The 24,956-nt window shown below is 62.6% G+C and carries 18 protein-coding genes and 1 pseudogene; 17 read left to right on the plus strand and 2 right to left on the minus strand.

The features are described 5' to 3' along the window. The first annotated feature begins 20 nt into the window (after positions 1-20). Positions 21-2,471 carry a TonB-dependent siderophore receptor gene (locus J3D60_RS22045; RefSeq protein ID WP_253492747.1) on the plus strand — a complete coding sequence of 817 codons (2,451 nt, stop codon included), beginning with the start codon at positions 21-23 and terminating at the stop codon, positions 2,469-2,471. A gap of 105 nt (positions 2,472-2,576) precedes the next feature. Here the strand turns inward: J3D60_RS22045 and J3D60_RS22050 are convergent, their stop codons facing one another. Further along, positions 2,577-3,281: a DUF3142 domain-containing protein gene (locus J3D60_RS22050; RefSeq protein ID WP_141605219.1), complete on the minus strand. Its 705-nt coding sequence runs from the start codon at positions 3,279-3,281 to the stop codon at positions 2,577-2,579. Then, positions 3,278-5,440 carry an outer membrane assembly lipoprotein YfiO gene (locus J3D60_RS22055; RefSeq protein ID WP_253492749.1) on the minus strand — a complete coding sequence of 721 codons (2,163 nt, stop codon included), beginning with the start codon at positions 5,438-5,440 and terminating at the stop codon, positions 3,278-3,280. Before J3D60_RS22055 ends, J3D60_RS22050 begins: the two co-directional genes overlap by 4 nt. A gap of 179 nt (positions 5,441-5,619) precedes the next feature. Between J3D60_RS22055 and J3D60_RS22060 the strand changes: the two genes are divergently transcribed. From J3D60_RS22060 to J3D60_RS22135, 16 genes and pseudogenes are all read left to right on the plus strand, one after another. Next, entirely contained in the window at positions 5,620-7,224 is a 1,605-nt protein-coding gene (locus J3D60_RS22060; RefSeq protein ID WP_253492751.1) for a glycosyltransferase family 39 protein, read from the plus strand. A gap of 33 nt (positions 7,225-7,257) precedes the next feature. Beyond that, positions 7,258-7,503, plus strand: coding sequence for a DUF2789 domain-containing protein (locus J3D60_RS22065; RefSeq protein ID WP_253492752.1), 246 nt, complete (start codon positions 7,258-7,260; stop codon positions 7,501-7,503). A 100-nt stretch (positions 7,504-7,603) separates the two neighbouring features. Further along, positions 7,604-9,097 (plus strand): Fic family protein, encoded by a 1,494-nt coding sequence (locus J3D60_RS22070; protein WP_253492753.1) that lies wholly within the window; start codon positions 7,604-7,606, stop codon positions 9,095-9,097. A gap of 74 nt (positions 9,098-9,171) precedes the next feature. Beyond that, positions 9,172-9,399: a hypothetical protein gene (locus J3D60_RS22075; RefSeq protein ID WP_253492755.1), complete on the plus strand. Its 228-nt coding sequence runs from the start codon at positions 9,172-9,174 to the stop codon at positions 9,397-9,399. Between the two features lie 624 nt (positions 9,400-10,023). Next, positions 10,024-10,434, plus strand: a complete 411-nt coding sequence (locus J3D60_RS22080; RefSeq protein ID WP_065941015.1) for a MarR family winged helix-turn-helix transcriptional regulator — start codon at positions 10,024-10,026, stop codon at positions 10,432-10,434. Beyond that, entirely contained in the window at positions 10,431-12,509 is a 2,079-nt protein-coding gene (locus tag J3D60_RS22085) for an FUSC family protein (RefSeq protein ID WP_253492756.1), read from the plus strand. The genes J3D60_RS22080 and J3D60_RS22085 overlap by 4 nt, the downstream gene beginning before the upstream one ends. Then, the gene (locus tag J3D60_RS22090; RefSeq protein WP_012721577.1) at positions 12,506-12,715 is read left to right on the plus strand and encodes a DUF1656 domain-containing protein; all 210 of its coding nucleotides are present in this window, start codon (positions 12,506-12,508) and stop codon (positions 12,713-12,715) included. The genes J3D60_RS22085 and J3D60_RS22090 overlap by 4 nt, the downstream gene beginning before the upstream one ends. Beyond that, positions 12,712-13,602: an efflux RND transporter periplasmic adaptor subunit gene (locus tag J3D60_RS22095; protein WP_065941017.1), complete on the plus strand. Its 891-nt coding sequence runs from the start codon at positions 12,712-12,714 to the stop codon at positions 13,600-13,602. Before J3D60_RS22090 ends, J3D60_RS22095 begins: the two co-directional genes overlap by 4 nt. Then, entirely contained in the window at positions 13,599-15,041 is a 1,443-nt protein-coding gene (locus J3D60_RS22100; protein WP_253492757.1) for an efflux transporter outer membrane subunit, read from the plus strand. The genes J3D60_RS22095 and J3D60_RS22100 overlap by 4 nt, the downstream gene beginning before the upstream one ends. An 81-nt stretch (positions 15,042-15,122) precedes the next feature. After that, positions 15,123-15,755 carry a hypothetical protein gene (locus tag J3D60_RS22105; protein ID WP_027608077.1) on the plus strand — a complete coding sequence of 211 codons (633 nt, stop codon included), beginning with the start codon at positions 15,123-15,125 and terminating at the stop codon, positions 15,753-15,755. 148 nt (positions 15,756-15,903) lie between these two features. Continuing rightward, a complete protein-coding gene (locus tag J3D60_RS22110) occupies positions 15,904-17,400 on the plus strand; it encodes a YdgA family protein (protein ID WP_253492758.1) in 1,497 nt (498 codons plus the stop codon). A 300-nt stretch (positions 17,401-17,700) separates the two neighbouring features. Beyond that, positions 17,701-20,181, plus strand: a complete 2,481-nt coding sequence (pgaA, locus tag J3D60_RS22115) for a poly-beta-1,6 N-acetyl-D-glucosamine export porin PgaA (RefSeq protein ID WP_065941020.1) — start codon at positions 17,701-17,703, stop codon at positions 20,179-20,181. A 12-nt stretch (positions 20,182-20,193) separates the two neighbouring features. Continuing rightward, positions 20,194-22,191 (plus strand): poly-beta-1,6-N-acetyl-D-glucosamine N-deacetylase PgaB, encoded by a 1,998-nt coding sequence (pgaB, locus tag J3D60_RS22120; RefSeq protein ID WP_253492760.1) that lies wholly within the window; start codon positions 20,194-20,196, stop codon positions 22,189-22,191. Positions 22,192-22,193: 2 nt separating this feature from the next. Next, positions 22,194-23,534, plus strand: coding sequence for a poly-beta-1,6-N-acetyl-D-glucosamine synthase (pgaC, locus tag J3D60_RS22125; RefSeq protein WP_027608081.1), 1,341 nt, complete (start codon positions 22,194-22,196; stop codon positions 23,532-23,534). Positions 23,535-23,536: 2 nt separating this feature from the next. After that, on the plus strand, positions 23,537-24,019 hold the full coding sequence (gene pgaD, locus J3D60_RS22130) for a poly-beta-1,6-N-acetyl-D-glucosamine biosynthesis protein PgaD (RefSeq protein WP_065941022.1): 483 nt from the start codon (positions 23,537-23,539) through the stop codon (positions 24,017-24,019). A 457-nt stretch (positions 24,020-24,476) separates the two neighbouring features. Then, positions 24,477-24,953: pseudogene (locus tag J3D60_RS22135) on the plus strand (POTRA domain-containing protein); the annotation flags it as partial. Positions 24,954-24,956: the final 3 nt, after the last annotated feature.

Raw genomic sequence — 24,956 nt, forward strand, 5'->3', positions numbered from 1 at the left:
TTCTCACGGGGAGTCCTGCAATGCCGCACCACCCAATCCAACCCTTGGCCCGCGCCTTGCGCCGTGGCCTGTTTGTCAGCCTGCTGGCGACGGTGCCGCTGCTGCCGACCCAGGTGCATGCCGAAGACAGCACCGAAGCGCTGCGTGCCTACAACATTCCGGCGGGCAGTCTCGATCAGGCCTTGAACCAGTTCGCCAGCGCGTCGGGCATCTTGTTGTCGGTCGATGCCTCCCTTACCCAAGGCAAGCGCACCACAGGCTTGCAGGGAAGTTATGGCGTCGGGTCCGGTCTGGAGCGGCTGCTGGCGGGCAGCGGCCTGGTGGCGGTGCAGGCCCAGGGCGGTTGGTCGTTGCAGGCGATGCCATCCGCCGGGCCGTTGCAGCTCGGCGCGACTCAGATCAGCGCCCAGCAGGCCGAGGAAAGCGCCTGGGGCCCGGTGGACGGCCTTGTCGCCACGCGCAGTGCGTCCGGCAGCAAGACCGATTCGGCATTGGTGGAAATCCCCCAGACCATCAACGTGATCACCGCCGCCGAGATCAAGGCTCGCGGCGCCCAGAGCGTCACCCAGGCGTTGCTCTACACCCCAGGCATGACCGCCGGTGGCTTTGCCGACCGGGTCAAGTTGTTCGACGAACCCACCTCGCGCGGCTTCACCCCCACGCCCTTGTACCTTGACGGTTTGCACCTGCCCTACGGCGGCGGCAGCACGGGTGGAGCGCTGCAGATCGAGCCCTACTCCCTGGAGCGCATCGAAGTGCTCAAGGGCCCGGCCTCGGTGTTGTATGGGCAGAACCAGCCGGGCGGTATCGTCAATATGGTCAGCAAGCGCCCCAGCGAAACCCCGGTGCACCAGGTGGTGCTGGAAGCGGGCACCTACGAGCACAAGAGTGCGGCCATCGACCTCAGCGGCCCGCTGGATGAACAGGGGCAATTCCTCTACCGCCTCACCGGCCTGGCCAACGACGGACAGGACGAGATCAACTACGTCGAGAACAAACGCCAGTTCATTGCCCCCAGCCTCACCTGGCGCCCCAACGACGACACCCGTGTGACGCTGTTCGCCCAATACCAGAAGGACAAGGGCGTGCCCGAGGCCCAAGGGTTGCCGGCGTCCGGCACCTTGTGGGCCAACCCCAACGGCAAGATCAAGCGCGATGTGTTTATCGGCGAGCCCGGCGTCAACCAGTACAACCGCGAGCAGTACGTGCTGGGCTACGAGATTTCCCATCGCCTCAACGATACCTGGACCCTCAAGCAGAACGCGCGCTACGCCGAAGTGGACGACCGCTACACCGCACCGCTGCACGGCTACCGCTTCGTCGCCAACCCGGCCACCGGCGTGCAGGACCAACGCTACCTGCAACGCTTCGGCGTGGACTGGGCGCAGAACAACAAAGTGTTTGGCGTGGACAGCATCGCCCAGGCCGAATTCGACACCGGTGCGTTGTCCCATACGGTGATCGTCGGCCTGGATTACTACCACTCCGGCTCGCTGTTCCATGGCCTGTATGACCGCAACCCGCCGGTGATCGACCTGTTCAAGCCGGTCTACGGCCAGCGCCTGAATTTCGGCCAACCGTACCGCTGGGACCGCACCCTGAGCCAGACCGGCCTGTATGTGCAGGACCAGATCAAACTGGATAAGTGGGCCCTGGTGCTCGGTGGGCGTTATGACTGGGCCAGCGTGGTGAACAAGGAGCCGCTGCAAGGCACCCGCTTTGCCAGCAAGGACGAGGCCTTCACCGGCCGTGCGGGCCTGGTGTACCTGTTCGATAACGGCCTGGCGCCTTTTGTCAGCTATTCCGAATCGTTCCTGCCGCTGACCGGCACCGACGCCCAGCGCAAACCGTTCGACCCCTCCACCGGCAAGCAATACGAAGTGGGCATGAAGTACCAGCCGCCGGGCCAGAAGAGTTTCGTGCAGGTCGCGGTCTACCAGCTCGACCAGGAAAACGTGCTCACCACCAACCCCAACGACACCTTCAGTACTCAGAGCGGCGCCATGCGTTCCCGCGGCGTAGAGCTGGAAGCCAAGGCCGCCCTCAGCGACGCCTGGGAGATCATCGCTTCGGCTGCGCGCAACGACATCAAGTACACCAAGGACGAAGAAGGTCGCCAAGGCCGCCACCCCGCTGGTATCTCGCCGCTCACGGCGTCGATGTGGGTCAACTACACCGTACTGGGCGACACCCCGCTCGCCGGCCTCGGTGCCGGCCTGGGCGTGCGCTACGCACGCCAAAGCCTGGGCGACTACTACGAAGGCGCGTTCAGCGTGCCGTCGTACAGCGTCTACGACGCCAGCCTGAACTACGACCTGGGTACCTCGCCGCTCAAGCTCAAAGGCGTGAAACTGGCGATGAACGTGCAGAACCTCACCAACAAGACCTATGTCTCGCAGTGCACCAGCGACCTGGATTGTTACTACGGGGAAGGGCGTACGGTGGTGTCCAGCCTGACCTATGACTGGTAACCACCTTCCAATGTAGGAGCGAGCTTGCTCGCGAAAAACGTTAACGATGACGCGGGTCTTTCTGAATGCTCGCGGCAATCTCAGGTTTTCGCGAGCAAGCATCCATCAAGGATTGCGTAAAAACACCACATACCCCCGAAACCACTCACTCCCCTGCAAATACCCCGGCTCCTCCCACTCTCCACCCTGAATCAAACCGATCTTGAACGGCAGCCCCATCCGGTTCATCCGTGGCAGATACGCCGCGTAATCCGGGATGCTCTGGCGGCCCTGATAGGTCTGCACCACCACCTCATCCACCACGCCTTTGAGCTGGCTGATGGCGGTGGGGTCGGCGTTGCTGCTCCAGTCCATCAGGCCGGTGATGCTCAGTTTCAGATCGGCCGGCAGGCGCTGGCGCAGGTCGCGCAGGAAGTCGGCGTATTCGTGCAGGTATTGGGTGCGGGCGTCGAAGTCGATCTGGATGCCGACCACCGGGTTGCCTGCGTCGCGCCAGCGTTGTACCTGGCCGAGCAGTTGGGTGTAGACCTGTTCGGGCCAGCGCAGGGTGTGGGCGCGGTAGACCACCCAGACGTCGCCTCGGGTGAGGCGCGGCACGCTGATGCCTTGGGCGATCAGTTGCACACCGCGCTGGGGCGCGCGGCGGGTGGCGTTGATCTGGCCCTGGAGGATGTACAGGGTCTTGGCCTGCTTGAGTACCGGCTGGGGCGTGACGCCGCTCCACAGCCAGAAGGCGTCGTAGTCGCGGGCATCGACGGCACCGAATGCCGGGCTTGCCAGCAACAGCACGCCCAGCCACAGGTGTTTCACCAGTAGTACTGCAGCGATTTGCCCCACTGGGTGTCGGCGAAACCACTTTTCAGTTGGCGGAACCAGGCTTTGCGCACGCCGGGTTCGATGTCCTTGCCTCCGCAGCTGTTGTAGCCGGCCGGCGCGTAGCAGTTGATGGCGCGGAACAGGGCGTAGGCCTTGTCGTTTTTCGGCGCCTTGGCGTTGCCGATGACCTGCTGGTAACCGTCGAGCCGCGAGAAGGTTTCACCCTTGAAGTCCGAGGCGGTGCTGCCCAGGCTGCCGGCGGCGCGGGCCTGCTCCAGAGGCATGCCGTCCAAGTTGTTGCGCAGGATGAATTCGCCGAAGCAGTTCAAGGCCTGGGGGTTCTTCGCGTCGGTCTGCAAGGTCGCTGCGGTTTGCGCGATGCTCGGGCAGGCGTAGCCGGATTCGGCCTTGTCGCCGTTCCACTGGAACAGCTTAAGCGTCTGGCTGGCGCTGTAGACATAACCCAGGCTGGTGCCCAGTTTGTCCTCGGGGGCCTGGGCCGGGAGCTGCTTGAGGTCTTCGGCGAAGGTGGCGAACTGGCCGTGCAGCAGGTCTTTGTAGAGCAGCACGAATTGCGCGGTCTGGCGTTCCAGCGGATCGCTCGCCTGGGCAATCTGCTGGCGCAGCAGTTCAGGCCCGGCAACGTTGCGCAGCAGGATGTAGCGCACCTGCCTGGCACCGATCGGCGAATCGCTGGCGAACACCTTGGCCAACTGGCCGCTGCGCTCGTAGTTCATGGCCAGGGCCAATTCCAGCTGGTCGCGTTGCAGCGGCAGTTTTGCCAGCGGCAACAGTTGCAGCCACAGCGCTTCGGCGCCTTTCCAGTCCTGCTTGGCTTCCAGGGCCAGTGCGCGCAGGGTCTGTTGGCTGAAGGCGAAGTAGTTGAGGCTTGCCGGCACGTTTTGCGGCAACTGCTTCAGGGCAGCATCCGGTTGATGCTCGATGTACAGCGCACACACGGCCAGCAAGTACTCATAGAGCTCCGGCTCGCTGGCGAACGCGGCTTTTTGCTTCTCGAGGTCTGCGCGGCTGAGGGCCGGCTGGTTGCCGCCGCGCATCACCATCAGGTCGCTGACGAGCTGGATCATCGGGGTCTTGACGGTATCGCTGTTGACCATCAACAGCTTGAGGTCAGCTTCTTCTACCAGCTCATCCTCAGACACATTGCGCTGCTCGTCGGTGGCCGTCAGTGCCCAGGCGAACGCGTCGGCGAGCTGGGTGTTGTCGTCGGCCAGCCAGTACACCCGGCGCAGCAGACCGTGGGCCGAGGCCGCGTATTCGCCCTGTGGATAAGTCTTCAGGTAGGCCTTGAAGCCCTGCTCGGCCGTGGCCAATGCGGGTTTATCCACACGGTCCAGGTGCGGTACGCCGTCTTCGTCATAGGTGTCGGCCTGGGCCTGGTTGAGCGCTGTGCGGGCGGTCATGTACAGCGCGGTTTCCTTCAGCCACGGCGACTGTGCACTGTCGACGCCAGCAAAGCCTTGCGCGGCCTCGGCGAAGCGGCCGCTGTAGAAATCGGCGGCGGCTTGCAGGTAGGTGCGAAACAGTTGGCCGTCGGCTGACTGGATCTGCTGCGGCTCGGCGATCACCGGGCCATCCCAGGTGCAGGTGGTGAGCAGTTGCAGCCGCGCCTTCGCCAGCAGCGCGCGCTCGGCCGCCGGCATGTCGGCCTTGACCACCTGGCGGATAAACGCCGTGGCGCTGTCATCGTCGTTGCTGCGGCAGCGGCTGCCTTCGCCATTGAGGAAGGCTTCGCCGGCGGTTTTGTACGCCTCGCGCTTGATGCCCAGGGGCGTCAGCAGGGTGTCCAGCTCAGCGGTAGGCGAATCGTCCGAGTCGGGCTCGGTCTCTGCACTGGAGGCAGCGGCCAGGCGATACACCGGGAACGGCACCGGGCCGAAACCCTGGGCCAGGTCATCTTCGCTCAACGCCTTGGGCGCCAACGGCGCGGCCTTTTTGTCCGCCAGCAACAGGCGCAGGTTGGCCCGGCTGTCATTGCCCGGGCTCAGGAACGGCACGTTGTTGCAAGGGTCGAGGCTGTCACGCGAGACACGCCAATCGGGGTAGCACGAATCGTCGGAACTGGCCTGGGCCTGCTGGGAAATACCGGCCAGCAGGGCCAGTGCCAGGGGGGAGAGAAAACCGATGCGCATGACGTGTCCTTGATCCTGGGTCCTTGGAGGGCGGCAATCATAGCGTGTTCCTGTGGGCGCTTCGGTGAAGCCCTACACAAATTGCTGATTTGTCCGATTCCAGAAGCGAACCGGGGGCTTTTGTCCTAGAGTGGCGGTGTTTGCGCTGAGGCACTCAAGGCAACAGCGGGGGAATCGAGGTGCGCCGGTCTGTGGTAGAGCAAAACGAAAAGGTCGGGGCGTTGCCCGCATTCAATCGTCTTACGTGGGAACGCGTCGGTTGGCTGAGCCAACTGTGGTGGGTGCCGATCCTGGGACTGGCCATGGCCCTGCGGTTTTACCGCCTGACATCGGCGGCGATCTGGGGCGACGAGGGCTCCAGCCTGCTGCTCAGTGAATACGCCGCTGCCGACCTGTGGTTTCACGCCGCTCACGATGTGCACCCGCCGTTGTACTTCTTCATGCTGCGCGGCTGGATCGAGCTGTTCGGCGACAGCATCTGGTCGATTCGTGGCATGAGTGCCATCCCCGGCGTGGTTGCCGTGGGCCTGGGTGTCTGGCTGACACGGCAACTGTCTACCCGGCGTGCTGCCGTGCTGGCGGGGATCCTGCTGGCGCTGCTGCCCACGGCGGTGCGCTACAGCCAGGAAGTGCGCATGTATTCGCTGCTGGGCGTGTGGCTGCTGGGGGCCACGCTGGCGCTGGTGTACTGGGTACGCCAGCCCGAGCGGCTGCGCTACCTGGCCATGTATGTGGCGTTGATGAGCGCCGGGTTCTACACCCATTACTTCACCGCCCTGTGCGTGCTGGTGCATTGGGCTTACCTGGGGGTGCTGTGGCAGGCGCAGCCGCGAGGCCGACGGCTGATCGCACGCCCGGCCTGGTGGGTAGCCAATGCCGCGATTGTGCTGTTGTACGTACCGTTGCTGCCGAACCTGCTGGACCTGGTGCAGCACGTCGAACAACTCAAGGTAGGCGGAGACATAGGCTGGGAAGAACCGGTCAGCCTGTTTTCCCTGCCTTCGATGGTCTGGCAGTTCGTGTTACAGGATGAAGGTATCGGCTTCTGGCCACCGCTGTTCTGGTTTGTCCCGCTGTTACTGATGGCCGTGGTCGTGATGACTGCCGCGCGAGACCGCGAACGCCATCGGCCCGCTTGCCTGCTGGCGCTGTTTTTCCTGCTGCCGTTGTTGCTGGTCTACGGGGTATCGTTTATCTCCCCGGTGTTTATCGAGCGCTACCTTACGGTGTACGCCTTGGGTTTGCCGATCCTTGTCGCCATGGCTATCGACCGCCTGCCTGCGCGCTTGTCGCTGCTGGGTGCGGCGCTGTTCGTGCTGTTTGTCGGCGTGGAGCTGGTGGGCCTCAAAAACAACTTCACGGTGGATGAGCACGACCAATTCAACGTGCCGGTGGAGTTCGTCAATCGCAATTACCAGGAAGACGATCGCATCGTCCTCAGCGACATGATGTGGTACCTCAGCTACGTGTATTACGACCAGACCGACGCCCAACTGCAGCTCTACACCCCGCCCAAGCCCGATGGCACGCCGACCCGGCCCAACGCCTACGGCTTCGGCACCCTGGTGGACCAGGACGGCGGGCGCATTTACCTCGACCGTCTGTCGGCACTGCCCGCCGACACCCGCCGCGTATGGCTGATCAGCAGCAACGAAGCGCCGGACGATTTTGCGCCACTGCCCCAGGGCTGGCGCGAACTCAGTCGCCAGGACGGTGGTGGTGCCAGGGCGCGTTTGTTCGTGTTGTGCAACGTGCCGCCACCACAACCCGAGGACTGCCGCTAGACTCGGTTAAATACCTTTTTTCAGGAGCCCGTCATGGAATCGCCCGTGCACAGTTTGCCGTCTTTGTTCAAACAGCTTGGCCTGGAGCATGACCCGGTCAGCATTGATCAGTTTGTGACCGCCCACTCGCCACTCAAGCCGGATTTGAAGTTGGCAGAGGCGTTTTTCTGGACAGACAGCCAGAAAGTGTTTTTGCGCGAGGAAATCTTGGACGATGCGGATTGGGCGGAGGTGGTGGATGAGTTGAATCTGATGTTGCGGGGTGGGCGAGGGGTGTAAAAAAATCTTTTGAAAATCGTGTTTTTGTAAAAAAAAAAGGTGAGCAGTAAAAAAAACTGGGCTCTAATCGCCTGAGTTATTTTTTCTTGGGGGATTCACCTTGGCAACAGTCGGATATGCCCATCTATGTGAAGTCCTGGACCTAAAGATTATTGCGCCCTCCCGTGTTGCGATGATTAAACCCGTGACCAGAATCACTCGAATCGGCACTTGTCTGGCTGTGCCGGCCGCTGTGGCGCCCGCGCATGCTGCGTTATTTGAGCATGTGCTATTTGCTCTCAAGCATGAAGGCGTGAACCTGGCGGTGCTCGCCCAGGTTTTTGAACGGCTTGGTCCTGAGCCCTTTTTGGTTGCCTTGGCGGATTCGCCCAATGGTGCGTTCATTCGCAAAGCTTGTTTTCTATGGGAGGGATTTACCGGGCAGGCCCTGGATTATTCAAAGCCCGTTCGAGGCCGCGTCGTTGCCTTATTCGATCCCGAGCGCTACGTAACCGGACCCAGCATCCGCAACAGCCGCTGGCGCGTGGATTTCAACGGCTTGGGTTCTTTGCATTACTGCGCCACCGTGGAGCGAACGCCTGAGCTGGACGCGTTGTTGGCGCTCAATGTGCTGGCCCGCGCCAAATCCTTCATGGCCACCCTCCCACCCGAAATGATGGACCGTGCCATCCAGTGGGCCTACCTCCACGAAACCCGTGATTCGTTTGCCATCGAAAAAGAACAACCCAGCGAAGAAAAATCCCGCCGCTTCGTTCAACTGTTACGCCAGGCCCACGAAGGCCGCTTGCTGACCGAGGAATACCTGGTAGACCTGCAGAACAGCACCGTCTCCAACCCCTTCGACAAAGCTGTCGCGTTTCGCCATGAGCAGAATCATCTGCACAACGGCCTGCGCGGCGCGGCGGGCGTCAGCTATGTTCCTCCAGCCCCTGAACTTTGCCAGGAACTGATGGAAGAGCTGATGGCCTTCGCCAATCAGCCAGTACGTGAAGTCGACCCCCTGGTAGCGGCGGCAGTCACTGCCTTCGGCTTCGTATTCCTGCACCCGTTTATGGACGGCAACGGGCGATTGTCGCGCTTCCTGATCCATCAGACGCTCTGCCATTACGGTGCACTGGAAAACGGCCTGCTGCTACCGGTGTCCGTCGCGATGAAGCACGAAGAGCAAGCTTATCTGGCGGCTCTCAAAGCCTTTTCCCAGCCGACGCGGGAATTCTGGAACGTCACGTGGCTGGACGGCGATCAAATGGCCTTCGACTTCATCGGCCACCCCTCGATCTACCGCTACTGGGACGCCACCCACTGCGTCGAATTCACCCTGCAAATGGCCCGCCGCGCGTTGGAAGTGGAACTGCGCGAAGAAACCGAATTTCTCGACCGCTACGACCGCGTGATCAAGGCCGTGAACCAGCGCTTTGATGTGCGCGGCAGTGATCTGTCGAAGCTGGTGATGATGTGCCTGGATAACGAGGGCAAGGTTTCCAAGCACCGACGCAAGCAGTTTCAGTACAGCGTATCGGAGGAGGTGTGTGAGTTTATTGAGGAGGAGGTGGGGCGTGCTCTGCGCGAAGTAGGGGAACGTTCTATCGACTAAACGGAAGTGGACGATAGTGGCCGGTGGGAGGAGCTCGCTATTAACAGGCGCTAACTCCCTGCTCTGGACACAACATGAAACGGCTGGTTTTTTGGTTTTGGGGAGCCATGGATGCCCTTTATCTGATTCGGTATGCAGTGGCCAGCACACTAGAGGGAAGGATTCCTTATTTAAGCGATTTTGAAAGTGCTTTATGGGTGCTGCGTGATCATAGTGTTGTGCAGTTATACATGTTCGGCTTTGCCATGCTGCTGCAAGTTTCCATCGTAATCTCGTGCCTTCTGTTTCGCTGTTGCTGGTAGGTGCTCAGTTTTTCCCTAACTACAACTTGGTGTTAATGGCTGCGTTAGTCGTTGCGTCCGAGGCAGTGAAAATTTGGAGCGTCTGGCGGTGGAGCAAAAGGTGCTGACGTTTACCAGCAGGGCCGCTTAGGAGAATGAGCGGTCAATAAGCCGGGTGCACAGACCCAACCATCCACTTGGTCACGGCCACACGGATCCCCCTGCACGATGTGATGGGCCAAAACCAGCGCCGCCTGGATGGCCAGGCCGCACAGCAACCCTGAAGCCGACACCGATCCGATTGTGGGAGGGGGCTTGTCCTAATGCCAGTCAGTTAAGGCTTTTTGTAGGAGCGAGCTTGCTCGCGAAAAACTCATAGGCGCCGCGTTCATTCAGGAAGCACGCGTTATCGTTGGCGTTTTTCGCGAGCAAGCTCGCTCCTACAGGAGGCGATGTACGCCTAACTGACTGGCCTTAGGGCAAGCCCCCTCCCACATTCGTCCTGCGGCGTTGCCACTGAATCGCTCCACCCATCCGCTAAATTGTTTCAAAACTTGACGCAATTCGATCCCTCGGCCATATTGATAGTTAGCAAACTAACTGTATGCGAACTATCCAGTGCCTCAATCCCTCGAACAACTTCAGATGAACCTCAGCAGCAGCATGGTGGTGGGCGCCCGTAACTGGCGCAAAATCTGCCAGAGCACGCTGGTCAGCTATGGCATCTCCGAAGCCTGCGCCGTGCCGCTGCTGATGATCGGCCGCCTGGGCGACGGGGTGCATCAGGTCAAAGTGGCCCAAGCGTCGGGGATGGAAAGCCCGTCCCTGGTGCGTCTGCTCGACCGGCTGTGCCATGACGGCTATGTGTGCCGTACCGAAGACATCCACGACCGCCGCGCCAAGGCCCTGAGCCTCACCGAGCGTGGTCGCGAGTTGGTGCAGGCGGTGGAGGTGCAACTGGTGCGTCTACGCCGCGAAGTGCTGGCGGACCTTCCGACTGCCGACATGGAAGCCGCGCTGCGCGTACTGCGGGCCTTTGAGGCGGCGACGCTTTGAACGGATTTTTTACCGGCTTTCCGCCCGCCCGTGACTGGTTCTATGGGGTTCGTACCTTCGCCGCGTCGATGATCGCGTTGTATATCGCCATGCTGATGCAAATGCCGCGTCCGTACTGGGCGATGGCCACGGTGTATATCGTCTCCAGCCCATTTGTCGGGCCTACCAGTTCCAAGGCGTTGTACCGCGCCATCGGCACCTTGATGGGGGCGGCGGCGGCGGTGTTTTTTGTGCCGATGTTCGTGCAGTCGCCGTACATCCTGGTGGTGGTGATCGCACTGTGGACGGGCACCTTGCTGTTCCTCTCCATGCACCTGCGCACCGCCAACAACTATGCCTTGATGCTGGCCGGCTACACCTTGCCGCTGATCGCCCTGCCGGTGGTGGATAACCCGCTGGCGGTGTGGGATGTGGCCGAGGCGCGGACCGAGGAAATCTTCCTCGGCATTGCGGTCGCGGCGGTGGTGGGCGCGATGTTCTGGCCGCGGCGGCTGATGCCGGTGTTCGATGGTGCGGTGGCCAAGTGGTTTGGCGACGCCCAGGTCTACAGCCAGCGTTTTCTTTCCCGCAATGTGCAGCCGGAAGAAGTCAGCGCCCTGCGCGGCGGCATGGTCGCCACCTTCAATACCCTTGAATTGATGATCGGCCAGTTGCCCCACGAAGGCGCGCGGCCGCAGACGGTGCGCAATACCAAGGAATTGCGCGGGCGCATGATCCACCTGCTGCCGTTGGTGGAGGAACTCGACGATGCGCTGTATGCCGTCGAACAGCGTGCGCCGCAGTTTCTCGAGCAACTGACGCCGCTGCTGGAAGCCACCCGGCAGTGGCTGGAAAACACCACCGAAAGCGCACCGCTGGAACGCTGGCGTGCCCTGCGTGACCAGGTCGACGCCCTGCAACCCCACGGCGAAGTGCTGGACGAGCGCCACACGCTGCTGTTCTCCAATGCCCTCTACCGCCTGGGCGAGTGGATCGACCTGTGGCAGGACTGCCGCAGCCTGCAAGCCGCCATCCAGTGCGAAAGCCAGGACACCTGGCGTGCCGTGTACCGTCACTGGCGCCTGGGCCGGCTCACGCCGTTCCTCGACCATGGCCTGATGCTCTACTCGGCGTTTTCCACCGTCACCGCGATCATCGTCGCGTCGGTGCTGTGGATCCTGCTGGGCTGGACCGATGGCGGCAGCGCGGTGATCCTGGCAGCCGTGGCCTGCAGCTTTTTCGCTTCTATGGACGACCCGGCGCCGCAGATCTATCGGTTCTTTTTCTGGACCGCCATGTCGGTGCTGTTCGCCAGCCTCTACCTGTTCCTGGTACTGCCCAACCTGCACGATTTCCCGATGCTGGTACTGGCGTTCGCGGTGCCGTTCATCTGCATCGGCACGCTGACCGTGCAGCCGCGTTTTTACCTGGGCATGCTGCTGACGCTGGTGAACACCTCGTCGTTCATCAGCATCCAGGGCGCCTACGACGCGGACTTCCTCAACTTCGCCAACGTCAACCTGGCCGGGCCCGTGGGCCTGCTGTTCGCCTTTGTGTGGACGTTGATCGCACGGCCCTTCGGCGCCGAACTGGCGGCCAAGCGCCTGACCCGTTTCAGCTGGCGTGACATCGTCGGCCTGACCGAGCCCGCCACCCTGAACGAACACCGGCACCTCGCCGCACAGATGCTCGACCGCCTGATGCAGCACCTGCCGCGCCTGGCGATGATCGGCCAGGACACCGGCATCGCCCTGCGCGACCTGCGCGTGGCGCTCAACCTGCTCGACCTGCTGGCCTATTCGCCGCGCATCCTCGGCGTGCCGCGGGTGCTGCTCAACCAGGTGGTGGAAGGTGTGGGCGGTTACTTCAAGGCCTGCCTCAAGGCGGGTGAACGCTTGCCCGCGCCCAGCGGTCTGCTGATGACCCTCGACCGCACGCGCCGCGCCCTCAACGGCCAGGGCCTGCAAGACGAAGACGATACCCGCCTGCACCTGCTGCACGCGCTGGCCGGCCTGCGCCTGGCACTGCTGCCGGGTGTGGAATTCATTGGCGGCACTGAGATGGAAGCGCCGCTACCCGATGGAGCGCCTTTATGATCGGTGATCTGGATATCAGCGGGGTGTTCCTGCCCACGCTGCTGGTGCTGATGGGCATTACGTACGTGTTATTCCTGGTGGTGCACGGGCTGTTGACCCGCGTCCACTTCTATCGCCTGGTCTGGCACCGGGCATTGTTCAATGTGGGGCTCTACGCGCTGTTGCTGGGCGCGGTGGACTCACTCAGTCGATACCTGATGACATGAAAAAACCTTTTTTGACCATCGGCCGTGTAGTCCTGACGTTGTTGATCGTGAGCTTCGCGGTCGTCGTTGTGTGGCGCATGGTCATGTACTACATGTTTGCGCCCTGGACCCGTGACGGTCACATCCGTGCCGACATCGTGCAGATCGCGCCGGACGTGTCCGGGCTGATCCAGCGCGTCGATGTGCACGACAACCAGCTGGTGACCAAGGGCCAGGTACTGTTTGCCGTCGACCAGGACCGCTTCAAGCTGGCCCTGCGCCAAGCCCAGGCCGCCGTGGCCGACCGCCAGGAAACTCTGGCCCAGGCAAGCCGCGAGTACAAGCGTAACCGTGGCCTCGGCAACCTGGTGCCCAGCGAGCAGTTGGAAGAAAGCCAGTCCCGTGTTGCCCGCGCCCAATCGGCCCTGGCCGAAGCGCAAGTGACGGTGGATTCGGCCCAACTCAACCTCGACCGCTCGGTAATCCGCAGCCCGGTGGACGGCTACGTCAACGACCGCGCACCGCGTACCCAGGAGTTCGTCACCGCCGGGCGGCCGGTGCTGTCGGTGGTGGACAGCAATTCCTTCCATATCGACGGCTACTTCGAAGAGACCAAGCTCGACGGCATCCACGTCGGCATGGGCGTGGACATCCGTGTGATCGGCGACAACGCTCGCCTGCACGGGCATGTGCAGAGCATCGTCGCCGGTATCGAAGACCGCGACCGCAGCAGCGGCTCGAACCTGCTGCCCAACGTCAACCCGGCGTTCAGCTGGGTGCGCCTGGCCCAGCGGATTCCGGTGCGTATTGCCTTTGACGATGTCCCGGCGGACTTCCGCATGATCGCCGGGCGTACGGCCACCGTATCGATCATTGGCGACAAACCCAATGAGGGAGCCAAGCCATGAAGCAGTTGTGGGCAACCGCTGCGCTGGGGTTGTTGCTGTCGGCCTGCCAAGTGGTGGGGCCGGATTACAAGCTGCCGCAAACGTCTGCCGTCAACCGCGCTGACCTGCAAGGGCAACTGGCGGGCAAGGGCAACGACGTGGTGTCGGCGCCGGTGCCGGCCGACTGGTGGAAGCTGTACAAAGACCCGCGCCTGGACGAGCTGGTACGCCAGGCCATGGCCTCCAACACCGACCTGCGGGTGGCTGCGGCCAACCTGCAGCGCGCCCGTTATCAGACCCAACAGGCTGAATCCGCCGGCGGCTGGAGTGCCGGCGCCAAGGCCGAGGTGCAGCGCCTGCAGGAATCCGGCGAAGCGTTTTTGCAGGCGGACAAAGTGCCGGTGGATAACATCGGCAGCGTCGGCATTACCACCTCGTATCAATTCGACCTGTTCGGCACCTTGCAACGTGGTATCGAAAGCGCCCAGGCCAGCGCCGATGCGGCCCAGGCCGCCGCCGATACCGCACGCATCACCCTGGTGGCCGATGTGGTGCGCTCCTACACTCAAGTCTGCGCGGCCAACGAAGAACTGGCGATTGCCAACGAGTCCCTCGACCTGCAAGCCCAGAGCACCAAACTGACCCAACGCCTGCGTGACGCGGGCCGTGGCGATGAAACCCAGGTCACCCGCTCGCAAACCCAATACAAATCCTTGCGCGCCGACATGCCGCGCTACGAAGCGGCGCGCCAGGCCGGGCTGTTTCGCCTGTCGATGCTGCTGGCCAAGCCAGTGGACCAACTGCCGGCGGGCACCGGCACCTGCGCCGAGCTGCCGCACATCGCCCAGCTGTTGCCGGTGGGCGATGGTGCGGCGCTGCTGAAACGTCGCCCCGACGTGCGCCAGGCCGAGCGCCAACTGGCCGCCGCCACCGCGCGTATCGGCGTGGCCACCGGCGCCTTGTACCCGGACATCGCCATCGGCGCCACGGTGGGCACCGTGGGCCTGCTCGACAACCTCGGCCAGCCCGCGACCAACCGCTGGGGCTTCGGCCCGATGATCAGTTGGACGGTGCCGACCAACGGCGCCCGTGCGCGCATCCACGAGGCCGAAGCCGCGACCCAGGGTGCCCTGGCGCATTTCGACGGGGTGGTCCTCAACGCCATCCGCGAAACCCAGACCGGCCTGGCGCAATACACCGCCGTGCTGCAACGGCGCGCAGCGCTGGCGGACGCCGAGCAATCGGCCCAGGAGGCGGCAGACCAGACCCACCGCTTCTTCCAGGCCGGCCGCGAATCGTTCCTCGCCGACCTGCAAGCCACCCGCACCTACACCGCGATGCGCGCGCAACTGGCGGCGGCGAATACCCAGGTTGCCATGAGCCAGATCGATCTGTTCCTGGCCCTGGGCGGCGGCTGGGAAAGCGGACGAACGCAAGCGTCACAGCCCGGCAAACCCTGAGCGAATAGCTATGCTTGGACAGGCGGGTCGCCGTGACGACTCGCCTGACACTGCTCGCGTTTGCTCATGGGGATTCCAATAATGAAAAACCCTTATGCTCCCGCTTTCTGGTGCGTGCTCTTCGCACTGGTGTTGTTATCGGCCGCGTATTTCTACGGCGTCATGCTCGCCCATCAACTCGACAAGGCCATGGTGTTCCTCGACAGCGCCTGCCTGGTGATCGGCTCCCTGTCCATCGGCGTGGTGGCCTGGGCGTCCTACCAGAACCAGCGCGTGAAGAAAAAACTCCTCGAACAAGGCAAGACCCGCGTCGCGATCTGGGACACCAAGGTCGCCCTGCGTCGGGTCGAAACCGTGTTCGACCGCTATTTCTGGGGCAGCTATTGGCAGCCGGGGCGCACCTTCCAGGAAGTCATGGGCGACCTTACCGGCACGCCCCTGGAAAAAAGCCTCGAAGTCCTGAAAAAACAGTGTGTGGCCCTCGATCGGCAGGTCGCCGATGGCCGGCATTGGCTGAATAACGCGCGGGAATTGTCCGACGTCGCCACGCAGATGGCCCGGGAGCGCTACCAGCTGGACTTCTGCGACCCCAAGTCCGACACCCCCGGCAATGCGGTGATACACCGCGAGTTTGAGGTGCTGGTGTACACCTGGACGGCGCGCCTGAAGAGTTTTGACCACCAGCTCGACGAGATCGAGTTGGAGTATTCGTGAACCAACTGCACGCCTGACCCCTCTGAGAAAGCTGGGCCGTTTGCGGCCGCCAGTGCTAATCTTCCCCCGTTTTCGGCGGGCTTGAGCCAACCCTTTCGGGGTTCAAGGAAGACAGCCCACTTCTCACAGGATTTGATCAGGTCACTTCATGAATAAGCCAGCAGTCGTTCTTTTGGGTTTAGTTGTCGCCGTAGGCGTCGTCAGTGCAGGCGGCGCCTGGTACACCGGTAAACAACTGGAACCGGTGCTGCAAACCGCGATCCAGAACGCCAACAAGGAACTGCAGACCTCCATGGCCGGCGTCGACGGCACCGTGGCCCTGGAGCTGGTGTCCCTGGAGCGTGGCGTGTTCAGCAGCACCGCCCACTACCGCCTGAAGGGCCAAGGCTCGGTGTTCGGCGAAGAAAACCCTAATCCGGAATTGCTGTTCGTCGACCATATCGAGCACGGCCCGCTGCCGTTCTCGCGCCTGGTGACGCTCAAATGGCTGCCGGTCATGGCCACCAGTCACTACGAACTGGAAAAGAACCCCACCACCGAGAAGTGGTTCGCCGCCGCCAAAGACGTGTCGCCGCTCAAGGGCGTGGCCAATATCGGCTACAGCCGCTCGGTCAACGGCAACATCGAATTGCTGCCCTTGACGTTCAAGGACGACACGTCTTCGGTGAACTTCTCCGGCGCCAACCTGAATTTCGACAGCACCGCCGAAGGCCAGAAGGTCAAGGCCGACGGCTTCATGAACAGCCTCAAGATCGCAGCGGTAGATGCCAAGGGCGACGCCTTCGAGGCCGAACTGGCTGGCCTGACCATCGCCAGCAACCTGGAAAAATCCACCTTTGGCTTCTACACCGGGCAAAACACCGTTGAGCTGACCGACAGCACGTTCACCTTCGGCCCGCAGAAATCCGTGCTGACGGTCAAAGGCTTCGAGCAGAAAGACTCCAGCGAAACCAAGGACAACAACCTGGCCGGCCGTGTCGACTACAAGATCGACGAGATCGGTTACCAGGGCAAACCCGTGGGTTCGGCGGCCATGGCCCTGAGCATGAAGAACGTCGACATCCCGGCCATGCTGGTGTTGACCAAGCTGTACCAGGACAAGATGCAGCCGGTGCAAGCCGCTGCCGCAGCGGGCCAGCCCGCGCCTGAGCTGCAACTGACCGAAGCCGAGCAGGCCTTGGCCGAAGCCAACGTCAACCAGGTATTGGCCGCCAAGCCGCAGATCGCCGTGGAAAACCTGTCGCTGAAAACAACCCATGGCGAAAGCAAATTCAACCTGCTGGTGGACCTGGCCAAGCCGGCCTCCATGGAGTTGCCGCCGGTTGAGCTGGGCAAGCAGATGATTGCATTGCTGGATGCCAACCTGACCCTGTCCAAGCCGATGATCGGTGACGTGGCTGCCCTGCAGGCGCAACTCGGTGGCGTGACCGACCCGAAAGCCATCGAGCAGCAGTCCCAGATGGCCGCCGAGATGGTCAGCGGCATGGCGGTCGGCACTCAGTTGGCGACCCTGGTCGGCAGCGATGTGGTGTCCAAGTTGCACTACGCCAACAATGAAGTGACCTTCAACGGCCAGAAGATGACCGTCGAGCAGTTCATTGGGTTTGTGATGGCCAAGTTCGGCGCGGTCAGCGGCGCCCAGTAAAGCGTTCGCCATCGCCCGGAAATAAATAATGTGGGAGCGCAAGTGCCCGCGATAAGGGTCAAACAGTCGACGCACGTACTGACTGGCACCCCGTTATCGCAGGCAAGTCCGCTCCCACATTCCCATTTCAGGCGGGCCGCGCAATTCTGAACAATTGTTCCGGATTGGTCTTTTCCCTACTTTCCTGAGAGATAGTTCACACAGGAAAGCTAGGCCGGGTCATTGGACGCCGGCACCCTGCGGCAATTCGCTCAGGACCACCTATCGTTACAGCTTTCCGTGTGTAAGGAAGCTCACGATATGTTGCGAAACCCACCACTCAGTGCATCAGGCCGGTTGCGACTGCTCGTCGGGGCCGCCTTATGCAGCCAATTACTGATCCCCGCCTTCGCCATGGCCGATCCGGCCTATGACGCGCTGATCATTCAGGCGCGCAACGGCAACTTCACCCCGGCCCTGACTCAATTGCGCCAACTGTCCGCCGAGCGCCAGACGCCAGGCCAGGTCAGCGATCATGTGGTGATCGCCGGCTGGGCCGGCCAGGACGCCGAAGTGCTGAAGGTGTACGAGGCCCAGGGTAAACATCGCAACCTCAGCACCCAGGCGCTCGCCACCGTCGCGCGGACCTATCGCAACCAGAAGCAATGGGCCCAGGCTGAGGCCGTCTATCGCCAGGCGTTGCTGCGTGAGCCGAATAACGTTGACCTGCAACTGGGCCTGGCCCTGACCCAGGCCGACGGCGGCAAGGCGGACGAAGCGGTACAACGTACCCGCGCATTGGTCGCCGCCAAGCCCGATGACCCCAACCGTCGCATGGCCCTGGGCTATGCACTGACCCGCGCCGGCTTGAACTACGACGCGCTGTTCGAGTTCGACCAGGCGTTTATCCGCGCCGGCGACAAGCCTGACGTCGCCCGCGAATACATCGTCGCCCTGCAAAAGGCCCGCCTGCCGGAAGCCGCGTTGCGCCTGTCGGCCCAGCGTCCTGGCCTGCTGGACCCGGTGACCCAGCGCCGCCTGGAAGGCGACCTCGCTGCCGAGCGTGTGCGCATGGCCGAGTTCGCCACACGCAGCGAAAAAGAACGCTACGTGATTGCCGACCGCGCCCTGGCGGATTACGACAAACTGCTCGCCCGCTGGACCCCGGACGCCAGCGCCCATGACGATGTGGTGCGCTGGCGCATCGACCGCCTCGGTGCACTCAAGGCGCGGGCGCGTACCGCCGAGGTGATCCGCGAATACGAGACGCTTAAGGCCGAAGGCGTGCAACTGCCGACCTACGCCGTGCGTTGGGTGGCTGCGGCCTACCTGGACCAGCGCCAGCCGGAAAAAGCCGAGCCGCTGTATCGCCAGGCCCTGAGCGCCCCCGACGCCGAGCCCGATGATCGGGTCGAAGACACCACTGCGCTGTTCTACGCCTTGCAGGAAAGCGATAAAGCCGAGGACGCCAACGAGGTCGCCAAGAGCCTCGCCAACAGCCAGAACCCGCGGGTCGAGCTCAAGGGCTTGCCCATCGGCAACCCCAACGATGCGTGGATGGACGCCCAGCAACTGTCGGCCCAGGCCGGCGTCTACGGCGGCGACCTGCCGGGCAGCGAAGCCGGCCTCGAAGCGCTGGTGGCGAAAGCCCCGGGCAACGTTGGCCTGCGCCTGGCCCAGGCTGACATGTACCGCGCCCGCGAACTGCCACGGCGTGCCGAAGGCATTCTGAAGGAAACCGAAGCCCAGGCCCCTCGGGATATCGGCCTGGAAGTGAGCCAGGCCTACACCGCCATGGACCTGCAGGAGTGGCGCCAGCTCGACGTGCTCACCGATGATGTGCTCGCCCGCAACCCGGACAATCGCCAGGTGCAGCGCTTGAGCCGCCTGCGCGACGTGCATGACATGGCCGAACTGCGCGTCGAGGCGTACACCGGCAAAAGCTTTGGCGGCGGCAATGACAGTGACGCGGGTGCCGTCGCGGGTAGCCGCGATTGGGGCATTGAGAGTCGGATCTACACGCCGCCCATCGACGAAGACTGGCGTGTATTCGCCGGCGCCGGGTACGCCAAGGCCGATTTCAGCGAAGGCACGGGCCAGCATCGCTGGCAGGTCGTGGGCGTGGAGCGGCGTACCCGCGACATGACCATTGAAGCCGAGGTGTCCAACCACTCCTACGGCGATGGCTCCAAACAAGGCGCCGCGGTGTCGATTGCCCGCGACATCAACGACAACTGGCAATACGGCGGCAGCCTGGGCTACCTCCTGAGCACCACGCCGCTGCGGGCGTTGAATGACGGTGTCACGGCCAACGGTGGCAGCGGCTTTATCCGCTGGCGCGCCAACGAAAGCCGCGAATGGAAACTGACCCTCAGCCCCTCCCATTTCAGCGATGGCAACGACCGCTTCGAAGCCTTGCTCAGCGGCCGCGAAGGCCTCTACAGCTCACCGAAGGTGCAAGTGGACCTGGGCCTGGAAGTCGGCGCCAGCCGCAACAGCAAGGAGGACACGGTGTACTTCAACCCGAAGTCGGATTTCACCGTGCTGCCCGTCCTCAACATCAACCATGTGCTCTATCACCGCTACGAGACCCAGTGGAGTCAGCAGTTCCAGGTCGGTGCGGGTACCTATAGCCAGCGGGATTATTCCACCGGTGGCATCGGTCTGGTGGGCTACGGCCAACGCTTTCGCTGGAATGACGTGCTGGACGCCGGCGCCAACCTGAGCCTGATCAGCCGACCTTATGACGGGGATCGCGAACGCGATCTGCGTCTGCTCGTCGACCTCACTTACCGTTTCTAAAAGAGCCTGACCATGACCTTCCTCAGCCGTTGCTTGTTGGTTCTGGGCGTATTGCTGGCCAGTGCCTGCGCCCAGCAACCCGCGCCTTTCACTCCACCCGCCGAGCGGCCGACACCGGCCAACGAGACGGCGTGGCCGAAAAACCATTTCCTGGGCATTGCCTACCATGACGTGTCGGACCGTGACCCTGACCAGGCCGTGGTGGCGGTACGCACCGAGCGATTGATCGAACAGTTGGCCTGGCTGCGGGAGAACGGCTACCAGGCGGTCAGCGTTGACCAGATCCTGGCTGCCCGCAGTGGCGGCCCCGCGCTGCCGCCCAAAGCCATCATGCTCAGCTTCGATGACGGCTATTCGAGTTTCTATACCCGCGTGATGCCGATCCTGCGCGCCTATCGCTGGCCGGCCTTGCTGGCGCCGGTGGGCTACTGGATCGACACGCCGATGAACAAACCGGTGGACTTCGCCGGCTCGCCACGGCCGCGCGGCGAGTTCCTCACCTGGCAGCAGATCCGCGAAGTGTCCCAGTCCGGCCTGGTGGAAATCGCCGCGCACACCGATGCCAGCCACACCGGGATCCTCGCCAACCCCCAGGGCAATCTCGAGCCGGCGGCGACCTCGCTGCGCTATGACCCGGCCACGGGCCGCTATGAAAGCCAGGCCCAGTTCCAGGCGCGGATGCGGGCGGATGTCTCGGCGATCTCCAACAAGATCCAAACCGTGACCGGCAAGAAACCACGGGTATGGGTGTGGCCGTACGGCGCCGCCAAGGGCACCTCGCTGGCGATCGTCAGCGAGCAGGGCTACCAGATGGCCCTGACCCTGGAAGACGGCCTCGACAGCTCCAGTGACCTGATGAACAGCCCCCGCTTCCTGGTGGCCTCCGACCCGGACGGTGAACATTTCGCCAACAGCATCGTCGCCGTGCAAACCCCGGCACCGCTGCGGGTGCTGCATGTGGACCTGGACAACGTCTACGACCCGGACCCGGCCCAGCAGGCGCGCAACCTCGACCAACTGGTGCAGCGCGTGGTGGACATGGGCGCCGGTACGGTGTTCCTGCAAGCCTTCGCCGATCCCAAGGGTGATGGCCTGGTGCACGAACTGTACTTCCCCAACCGTCACTTGCCGGTGCGTGCCGACCTGTTCAACCGCGTCTCCTGGCAGTTGCACACCCGTGCCCATGCCGCCGTGTATGCGTGGATGCCGGTGTTGAGTTTTGCCCTCGATCCCAAGCTGCCCCGCGTGACGCGCTGGGACCCGCAAACCGGCCAGGTCGCCACCGACCCTGACCAATACAAACGCCTGTCGCCGTTCGACCCGCAGGTGCGCAAGATCATTGGCGAGATCTATGAAGACCTGGCGCGCAACAATGCCATCGACGGCGTGCTGTACCACGACGACGCAGTGCTCTCGGACTTCGAAGACGCCAGCCCCGCCGCGCTCAAGGCCTATGCCGCCAACGGCCTGCCGGGCAGCATCCAGGCCCTGCGCGCCGACCCGGCGGTGATGCAACGCTGGACGCGCTTCAAGAGCCGCTACCTGATCGACTTCACCAAAGAGCTGACCGCCAAGGTCCACGCCATCGGCGGGCCGCAGGTGCAGACCGCGCGCAATATCTTCGCCGAGCCGATGCTCAACCCGGCGAGCGAGGCCTGGTTCGCCCAGAACCTCGATGATTTCCTCCAGACCTATGACTGGACCGCGCCGATGGCCATGCCGCTGATGGAAGGCCAGGAGTACAAGACCTCCAATGCCTGGCTGGAGAAGCTGGTGGCGACGGTCAAGGCGCGTCCCGGCGCGATGGAACGCACCGTATTCGAACTGCAGGCCAAAGACTGGCGCACCAAGACCGCGCCGGATATCGACGCTGTGCAGATGGCGGAATGGATGGGTGTGCTCAAGCGCCAGGGGGTCACGAGTTTTGGCTACTACCCGGACAACTTCCTGGAAAATTCCCCGGACCTGAAGACTGTGCGTCCGGCCCTTTCCAACCAATGGAATCCTTGACCATGTTCGACAGAATCCTGGCGTTATTCGTGCTGGCACTGGTATTAGGCGTGCCCCTGGGCCTGATCTTCCTGGTCACCGGGCAGTTCCTGATGGACTTCGTGTTTTTCTACCCGCTGTTCATGTCGGCGCTGTGGATCGCCGGCGGTTTGTACTTCTGGCTGCATTGGGAGCGCCACTGGCCCTGGGAGGAAGACACTCCGGCACCGACCCTGGCCGGCAACCCGCTGATCTCGATCATCATCCCTTGCTACAACGAGGGCGATAACGCCGCCGACACCATTCATGCGGCGCTGGGCCAGCTGTACCCGAACATCGAAGTGATCGCGGTCAACGACGGCTCCAAGGACAACACCGCCGCCGTCCTCGATGCCCTGGCACTGGAGCATCCGCGCCTGCGGGTGCTGCACCTGGCGCAGAACCAGGGCAAGGCCGTGGCCTTGCGCATGGGTGCGGTGGCCTCGCGCAGCGAATACCTGGTGTGCATCGACGGCGATGCGCTGCTGGATAAAAACGCGGCGGCCTACATGGTCGCGCCGATGCTCGACAACCCGCGCCTGGGCGCCGTGACCGGCAACCCACGCATCCGCACACGCTCGACCTTGATCGGCCGCGTGCAGGTGGGCGAGTTCTCCTCGATCATCGGCTTGATCAAGCGCACCCAGCGCGTGTTCGGGCGGATCTTCACGGTGTCGGGTGTGGTGGTGGCGTTCCGTAAAAAGGCGCTGGACCGCATCGACTACTGGAGCACCGACATGATCACCGAGGACATCGATGTCAGTTGGAAGCTGCAGCTCGATCACTGGAGCATCTTCTACGAGCCGCGCGCGCTGTGCTGGATCCTGATGCCCGAGACCGTCGGCGGCCTGTGGAAACAGCGCCTGCGCTGGGCCCAGGGCGGTGCCGAAGTGCTGTTCAAGAATATCCGTGGCATCTGGCAATGGCGCCATCGCTACCTGTGGCCGCTGCTGTTCGAATACTGCCTGTCCACCGGTTGGGCCTTCACCTTCCTGCTCTCGGTGATTTTCTGGGGCCTGGGCAAATTCATCGTGCTGCCGCCGGCAATCACGGTGGACTCCCTGGTCCCGCCGGCCTTTACCGGCCTGGTGCTGGCGATGGTGTGCCTGGTGCAGTTCGCGGTGAGCATCCTGATCGACCGCCGCTACGAGAAAGACCTGTGGAAAACCCTGTTCTGGACCGTGTGGTACCCGATGGTGTTCTGGCTGGTCAGCCTGTTCACCACCCTGGTCAGTTTCCCCAAGGTGCTGTTCAACCAGCACCAGAAGCGCGCGCGCTGGGTCAGCCCGGATCGCGGTATCAAACCTGTTGAAGAGGAGGCGTGAGCATGAAACTGGTCAGAACTCGCCAAAGTACCGTGATGTGGATCATCGACGTGATCCTGACCTTGATGGCCTGGGCCGGACTGGTCTGGCTGCTGGCGCGCGGGATCACTTCGATGCTTGAAACCCACGGCGGCCCGCGTATCGAGGCGCCGATTTTCGCGGCGCTCAATACCTTGCAGATCTACCTGTGGATCGCACTGTTCAACGCGGTGATCCTGGTCACCTGGGCACGCTACCAGCAACGCAAGGGGCGCAAGTTCGCCCAACGCCGCGCCGAGGCCAAGGCCCTCACCGACCAGAACCTGAGCGACAGCTTCAGCCTCGCCGAGGGCGACCTGGAGCAACTGCGCCGGCCTGGTGTGCTGGTGATCCACAACGACGAAGACGGCGGCGTGTCGGAAGTCAAAGCCCACGTCTCCCGCGACGTGGAAAAACCAGGCTTGACCCTCGTGCCTGGCGCGTCTCAGAACAAAGACGCCAGCTAGTGGTGTAAACCACAATCCAATGTGGGAGGGGGCTTGCCCCCGATTGCGGTCGATCAGCTAATGAATACTTGGCTGACACCCCCCTATCGGGAGCAAGTCGAATCGTCGCACCGCCCCCCACATGGGACTCTTACCCTGCCGATCCCGATTATTGGGATCCAATTCACAAAACTCCCGCGAACTTATCTGTTTTTTTCGGTACTAACTTATCTCGGAAAGAACTTGATGGCCAAGTAATGGCAACTTATAAGTTCTCCGACGAATCGCTATCAGAACAGCTGCCGCCTGTCGGAATAATATTTTCAGTTTCAGGTCGTGTATCTTTTTTATGATTTTTTATTGTTATTAATCAACGTGTTGCGTGAATAGCTGGCGCGGACATGCAACTGACTCTGTTTCTTGGGTTACTGCTAGTTCGATGTTAGTTTCGCGGCCCCTGATTTTCGACGGACCGAACATGTCTTTTTTATTGCCACGGACTCGGTATTTGCTATGCACTTTGCTGCTTGATTATTTGAGCGGCAACAGTGCCTTGGCCGCCCCTACGCCGGGGGATCAGGACCTTATCCGCGACCGCCAGAACCGGCTTCTCGAAGAGCAGCGTCGGCGCCTGGAAGAGCTCCAGGGCCTGCCCGGCAAGAGCAATCAGCCACAGGCCTCGGCACAACCTGCGGACTCACGCTGCTTCCCCATCCAGGACATCGAACTCAAGGGCGCCGACAGTCTCTCCGCTGCCGACCGTAACCGCCTGCTTAAACCCTATATCGGCCAATGCCTGGGCGTTACGCAGCTCAATGAACTGCTCAAGGTCATCACCGATTGCTACATTGCCCAGGGCCGCGTCGCCAGCCGTGCTTACCTGCCGCAGCAGGACCTTTCCAGCGGCCACCTGCAAGTGCTGGTGGTCGAAGGCAAACTCGAAGGCCTGAAGGGGCAC

This window comes from Pseudomonas sp. S3E17, from assembly GCF_024168685.1.
In the GTDB taxonomy this organism is placed as follows: domain Bacteria; phylum Pseudomonadota; class Gammaproteobacteria; order Pseudomonadales; family Pseudomonadaceae; genus Aquipseudomonas; species Aquipseudomonas marginalis.